The organism is Novosphingobium sp. BW1 (assembly GCF_008107685.1).
In the GTDB taxonomy this organism is placed as follows: domain Bacteria; phylum Pseudomonadota; class Alphaproteobacteria; order Sphingomonadales; family Sphingomonadaceae; genus Novosphingobium.
The window spans coordinates 1-6105 of record NZ_VIRF01000021.1 but is presented as its reverse complement, the minus strand read 5'-3'; the positions used below and the strand labels follow the sequence as shown (position 1 = coordinate 6105).

5 protein-coding genes are annotated in these 6105 nt (G+C 61.4%); 4 read left to right on the top strand and 1 reads right to left on the bottom strand.

What is annotated here, in order from left to right; all coding sequences use genetic code 11:
• Positions 1–213: 213 nt before the first annotated feature.
• The gene (locus FMM79_RS00250; RefSeq protein ID WP_148625071.1) at positions 214–846 is read left to right on the top strand and encodes a tyrosine-type recombinase/integrase; all 633 of its coding nucleotides are present in this window, start codon (positions 214–216) and stop codon (positions 844–846) included.
• A 517-nt stretch (positions 847–1363) separates the two neighbouring features.
• On the opposite strand, the gene FMM79_RS00245 is transcribed toward FMM79_RS00250, so the two are convergent.
• Positions 1364–1888 carry a TetR/AcrR family transcriptional regulator gene (locus FMM79_RS00245; RefSeq protein ID WP_162528394.1) on the bottom strand — a complete coding sequence of 175 codons (525 nt, stop codon included), beginning with the start codon at positions 1886–1888 and terminating at the stop codon, positions 1364–1366.
• A 294-nt stretch (positions 1889–2182) separates the two neighbouring features.
• Between FMM79_RS00245 and FMM79_RS00240 the strand changes: the two genes are divergently transcribed.
• Genes FMM79_RS00240 through FMM79_RS00230 form a run of 3 tightly spaced genes read left to right on the top strand, consistent with a single transcriptional unit; the run spans position 2183 to position 5626 of the window.
• On the top strand, positions 2183–3130 hold the full coding sequence (locus tag FMM79_RS00240; protein ID WP_162528393.1) for a sugar phosphate isomerase/epimerase: 948 nt from the start codon (positions 2183–2185) through the stop codon (positions 3128–3130).
• A gap of 48 nt (positions 3131–3178) precedes the next feature.
• Positions 3179–4339, top strand: coding sequence for a hypothetical protein (locus FMM79_RS00235; RefSeq protein WP_148625065.1), 1161 nt, complete (start codon positions 3179–3181; stop codon positions 4337–4339).
• A 15-nt stretch (positions 4340–4354) separates the two neighbouring features.
• A complete protein-coding gene (locus FMM79_RS00230; RefSeq protein WP_148625063.1) occupies positions 4355–5626 on the top strand; it encodes a VCBS repeat-containing protein in 1272 nt (423 codons plus the stop codon).
• Positions 5627–6105 lie beyond the last annotated feature (479 nt).

Genomic DNA, 6105 nt, shown 5'->3' with positions numbered 1-6105 from the left:
TATCCATGGTGAGTTCCTTTGCGTTGAAGGAACTCCACGGTCGCAAGGCGACATCGCCGCTCGCAAAGCCTGAACAATACTACGCTACCTCGCCCCAAGCGACCCTCCCGCGAAGCGGGTTCGTGCTTTGGTCGACAGGCGCTTCGGGGCTTTCCTGCTTATCCGACGCCAAAGCGTTCTCCGGACGGCCACTCTGGCCAACGGAGAAAGATCATGGAGATGCGTGAAACTGAACCCACCACTACCAAACGCCCCGTCTGGAATGCGGGAAGAACCGTCGGCGCGAAACGCGCGCTGAAACCGAAGCAAATCTGGGAGATCCGATTCTACCTCAATCAGCGCCGCCGCTTGCGAGATCGGGCACTATTTGACCTAGCGATTGACAGCAAACTTCGGGGCTGCGATTTGGTGCAGATGAAGATCGGCGACATCGTCAGCGGCGGACAGATCCGAACGCGTGCGATCGTCATGCAGCAGAAAACAGGCCGACCCGTTCAGTTCGAACTGCTCCCCGACGCTCGAGCTAGCTTGGTGGCCTGGCTCGATCGGCGGGGCGGCACGGTCGATGACTATGTTTTTCCCAGCCGGGTTGACCATAACGGGCATCTTAGCACCCGCCAATACGCCCGGCTCGTAGATGAATGGGTGACAGGGGTCGGCCTGATGCGAGGCGACTATGGCACGCACTCACTTCGGCGAACGAAGGCATCGATCATCTACAGGGCGACCGGCAACCTCCGTGCCGTTCAAATCCTTCTCGGTCATAGCAAGATCGAGAACACAGTGCGCTATCTCGGCATCGACGTGGAAGATGCGCTTGCCCTCGCCGAGAATACTGAAATTTGACCAATCGGCTCCTCGCCTTCGGCGAGGGGCCAACTTCGCGGCACTTTGGGACTGAACTGCCGTGCGCGAGCACCATCGCGAACGACAGGTTCCGGATGAAGCGGCCGTTCGGGGGCTGCGCTGTTAGCCAGCGACCGAGCACGGTTGGCCAGGAGCGAAATCACCGCTTCGGAATTTGTAATGCAAATCGTTTCCGCGAGGGCGTGTCGGAAAACCTCGCCTGGAAGGGTTCCCGACACTTTCTCAATCCGGCGGGGTTTGTCGTACACACCCCTCAATAAGCGGCGTGTGAAACGCGTCATACCGCCTATTTTCGGCGGATATGTGTAGGCATCTGTCCGAAAACATGTGTTTCGCGTCGCCCAAGACTCTCCCGTCTCCCCGTCGTGATGCAAATATTTCACAACAAGCTAAAGTGGAGCAGATTAGGAGAGGGGCTCTCTTTGTGAAGGCAATAAATCATCCACGGAACGGGCCTTTTCGCTCATCTTTGCTGTGCGGGATGGGGGTAGTCCTGCTAGACTGTCCGGGATCGCAATCGATCGACCGATCGTGCGAGATCATCGATCGCGCTTTCCTTCAGACTGATGAGCGACTGGAGTTGGAGTCCGTCGGCAAGCGCCATCAGTTGTCGGGCGGTCAGGGCTGAGTCGATGTTGAGGGATATCCGGCCCTGCTCCTGCTCCTGACGCACGGCCTGGCTCAGATCGGCATGTATCTGCTTGACGCGGCGCTTGAAGAAGGCATGCGCCGAATGCGTCGGGTCGATCGCGTCCGCTGCGAACGATAGAAACAGATGCCCCATCCCGGGGGCCTCGCAATTGCGCCTTACCGCTGCGACGAACAGATCAAGACCGCTGTCGTGATGCGGATCGAGCAGGTCCTGAAAAGACTGAGCGTCCCAGAACTCGATCGTCTGCTGCAAGAGTTCCTCGCGGCTTCCGAAATAGTAGAGGATATGCGCCGGCTCAATAGCCAGGGCCTGCCCGATCTCGCGCAGGGTCTGGCGTCGATAGCCATCTGTTTCGATCAACTCGATCACTCCACGAAGGATTTCCTCCCGGCGCGCGGCGCCCTTGGCATATCCTCGTGTTCGCGGTGCCGTGTCGGCTCCATCTTCGCTGACGGCGGGGGCCTTGGACTTATGTGAGATCATCGGACTTTCATAACAGGTCGGGTTCCGTTCGGACGTGCTTGGACATGGACGGCTCGGACAGATCCGTTAGGCGGATACAACTTTAACTCAATTAAATATCTATTGCACCATCCTCGGGGTAGGGTTAGCCATGCGATGGCCGATATACGGTGCATCATCGCTTCTTCCATGGGTGGTAAAATGTCCGCGTTTGATCGCCGCTCCCTCCTTCGCACGACTCTCGCTGCCGGTGTGGCAGCGGCCGCCCCGGTCGGGGCCCTCACCACTTGGGCCCGCAGCACCAATGTGTTCACCGCGCATCGCCTGCCTATCGGCGTGCAGGTCTATGCGGTCGACGAATTTGCCAAAAAGGACCTTATCGGGACTTTCGCAAGCTTGTCCGCGATCGGCTTCGGCGCGCTCGAACTTGCCGGTTTTCATGGCGCGACTCCGCAGCAGTTGCGTGCCGCCGCCGATAGTGCGGGCCTCGCCATTACTGGCGTGCATCTCAATGACAAGCAACTGGGCACGACCGACGAGGATGCGCGCAAGATCGCCGCTGACCTCGCCGTGCTCGGCGCGCGAAACGTGGTAATGCAGATGTTCATCTTTCCGCGCGACATTGCCCGGCGTGAAGGAGAAGTGTTTCCCACTTATCTCCACCGCGCCCTACGCGAGAAGGGGGCGGAGCAGTGGAAGCAGACCGCAGCGCTCCTGAACGCCCGCGGTGCGGCGCTTCAGCGCGAAGGACTGCGGCTCGCCTATCATAACCATAACGCTGAGTTCGAGCCGGTTGATGACACTACCGGCTGGGAAATCCTTGTGCGCGAAACCGACCCGGCGCTCGTCGATTTCGAGATCGATGCCGGCTGGGTCGCGGCGGCGGGACTCGATCCGGTTGCGCTGGTTTCCAGCTTGCGCGGGCGCGTGAGGCAGATGCACGTGAAGGATATCAAGGCGCAGGTCTCGCCCAACTTCGCATTCGTGCAGGATCCCGCCGAGATCGGTGCCGGGATCATAGACTGGAAAGCGCTGCTCCCGGCTGCGTACCGCGCGGGTGTGCGTAACTTCTATGTCGAGCAGGAACCCCCATTCATCACTGACCGCTTCGAGTCGCTCGCGAAGAGTGTCGCCTTCCTAAGGGCCTGATGCACATGTCGACGCTCAACTGACAGGATATCCATGACACGTTTCCACATGATCCCGGGCGCGCTTCGTATCATCGCCGTCATCGCTGGATTCGCCTCGCCGAGCCTGGCTATGGCTGCGGCGAAGATCGACTACATGACCGCACCGTTCAAAATGGAGCGGGTGCTCGACTGGGGCAATCGTCCGGACTGGTCGGCGGACGGCAAGCGGATCGCCTTCACTGAATCCGATGTGCGCATTACTCCCGGCTACGAGATCGACCTCACGACCCGAAAGGTCCGCTGCCTCACTTGCCATCTGGGCGAGGAGAAGACCGTGACCCGAATCTATTACCTGCCGGGCGGCGGCTTTCTGGTGCTCGCCCCAAAGCGACCCGGCTCGGATGGGAAGCGGCCGGTCTATCCCCAAGAGCTGTTCTGGATGTCTGCCGCGTTGGGACCGCTGCAGCGGCTCGATGCCCCCGCTTTTGGTGAAATCGCGATCTCGCGCATGCCCGGCGCCAACGGCGCGGTGAAGCTCGCGTGGGGCGATGCCAGCGATGGCAGGTCGCTGCTCCGGATCGGAACCCTGACCGTGAGGCAAGGCCAGGCTGTGCTGGACAACCGCACTGTCCTTTACGAGGCGGGCAGTGCCAAGGCGCCGCGCGAGATGACGGTCGCAGAAGCCTATGGGTTCGCCGATGACGACAAGTCGGTCACCTTCTACACGATCTTGAAGCGTGACAGGTTACTCGACGACGAGATGGTCAAAGTCGACGTCGCCTCGGGCAAAGTCAGCGCGCTTTACACCGATCCCGCGCACACAGAGACGCATCTGTTTCCCGACGAAGCCTTCGGGCTGGAGGAATCCAATCGCGCGTCGGACCCCGATGGCAAGTGGCGCGGCCTGAGCAGCCATCCGGCCAGCTTCATGTCGTTCATGGCGAAGCGCACGGGAATGGACCTGCCAAGTGCGGACGACCTGAAGGACTATGCGCCGTATGGACGGCTCAAGGGCTTCGATCGCCCGTTCGACCTCTATGCCGTGCAGGTCGACATGGCCCGGCCCCCGCGTCGGCTGACGAATGTGAGCGACCTGGGCGCCACCGCGCACCAGTCGGTCATCGCCCCCGACGGCCGGCATGTCGCCTTTGCGATCACGTCGCGCTCCAGCCCTGAACTGGCCGGCAACGGCGGCCTCTATGTCGGCACGTTCGGCGCGAAGCGCTGACAAAAGGAAGATACCATGGCTCTCATGCTTCATAGGCTATGGATGCTCGGTGCCGGGTGTGCGCTGGCGCTTGGCGCCGCTGCCGCAAGCGCGCAGGAGAAGCGCTCGCCCGAATACGTAGATGCGACGCGTGTGAACGTCCCGCTCGATCCCTGGCTCCACGCGCTCGATGCCGCCTTTGTCGATGTGGATAAAGACGGTGACCTGGATGTCGCGGTCGCGGTCGAATACGGGGTCAACCGCCTCTACCTCAATGACGGCCATGGCAAGCTGACCTGGCAGCAAGGCGCATTGGGTACGGTGGTGCACGATAGCGAGCACGTCGAAGCCGCCGACTTCGACCGCGACGGCTACATGGACCTGTTGTTCGTTGCTGAGGACGACGGCGTGCACCAGCTGTTCCTCGGTGGTGCGGGGGGGATCTTCACCGACGCCAGCGACCGCCTGCCACGCCATAGCGAGGGCAACGCGCTCGCTGTCGGCGACGTCGATGGCAACGGCTTGCCGGACATCGCGATCGGCAACACCAACGAGAAGGGTGCCGCCTCGGCACAGAACTTCCTGTGGCTGAACGATCCGGCGCGGCCCGGCCACTTCATCGACGCCACTGCCACGCACTTGCCGAAGAGCGAGCTCGGCACCCAGGGCATCGTCCTGGCCGATATGGATGGCGACGGCGATCTCGACATGGTGCTGGCCAACCAGGACCCGCCCAACGCGCTCTACCTCAACGACGGCAAAGGTCATTTCACCGACGCCTCGGACCGGCTCGAGATCAAGGCGCCGCTGGATTCGCGCGAAGTCCACGTGTTCGACGCCAATGCCGACAGCAAGCCCGACATCGTGTTCTTCAACCTGACCAGCAACAACCATGGCTGGGACAAAGATCCACAGACCCGCCTGCTGATCAACGACGGCAAGGGCCACTGGCGCGACCGTACCGCCGAAAGCCTGCCCGCGCACCGCTTCTCCAGCTGGGGCGGAGAGATCGTCGATTTCGACCACGACGGCGCGCCGGACATCATCGTCGGCGCCATCCAGGTGCCGGGCTTCGTCCCCTTGCAGGTGCGCGCCTGGCGCAACGGCGGCAAGGGCCGGTTCACCGATGTGACCCTGGACATGATTCCCAACGACACCATCGGGCGCAGCTGGAGCATGGCCAAGGGCGATCTCGACAGCGATGGCAAGGGTGACCTGTTCATCGGCCAATGGGGGACCCAAGCGCGCCTGCTGCTGACCAACAAGGTGACGATCGCCAAGGCACCCTTCCCGAAGCTCGGAAAATAAAACCGTTGGCGCCGAGCAGGCTATGAGATCGCGCAGCCTCTCAAACGCACGGATGCCGGCCAAAGACGAGCAGTCTTGCTTAGACGTACAACAAACAGGTGTTTTCCGTCATGGCGGGTTCCGGCAGAACCTGTCGTTCACGGCCTCACCGCTGAGCGGCTTGTGTTGGTCGGCTGCTGCAAGTTGCATCACCCACTGCCCCGTCGCCGGGATCGCCTGAATTGCAGACATTCAACCGCTCGAAACGGCTCCCGAAAACCGGCCTTTTGTTCATCTGGCTGTCGCGGCCCAGTGATCGACCGTCATTGGGACAAAGGCATCGTTCAGGCGGCAGGCGACAAAGGTCGGCTTTTGTGAAGGGTTTCGGGCGCTTGCGTACGAAAGCCTCCAGTGCAGGAACCCGCGGGCCCCATGCGCTGGTCTATGTGTAAAGCGTCTTTGGGATGGTTCTGGAGGGCAAGCGCTGCCGATCTGGAAGT

Coding starts and splice junctions, on each gene's coding strand:
- FMM79_RS00240 (WP_162528393.1), top strand. CDS start 2,183: ATGTCCGCGTTTGATCGCCGCTCCCTCCTTCGCACGACTCTCGCTGCC.
- FMM79_RS00230 (WP_148625063.1), top strand. CDS start 4,355: ATGGCTCTCATGCTTCATAGGCTATGGATGCTCGGTGCCGGGTGTGCG.
- FMM79_RS00235 (WP_148625065.1), top strand. CDS start 3,179: ATGATCCCGGGCGCGCTTCGTATCATCGCCGTCATCGCTGGATTCGCC.
- FMM79_RS00250 (WP_148625071.1), top strand. CDS start 214: ATGGAGATGCGTGAAACTGAACCCACCACTACCAAACGCCCCGTCTGG.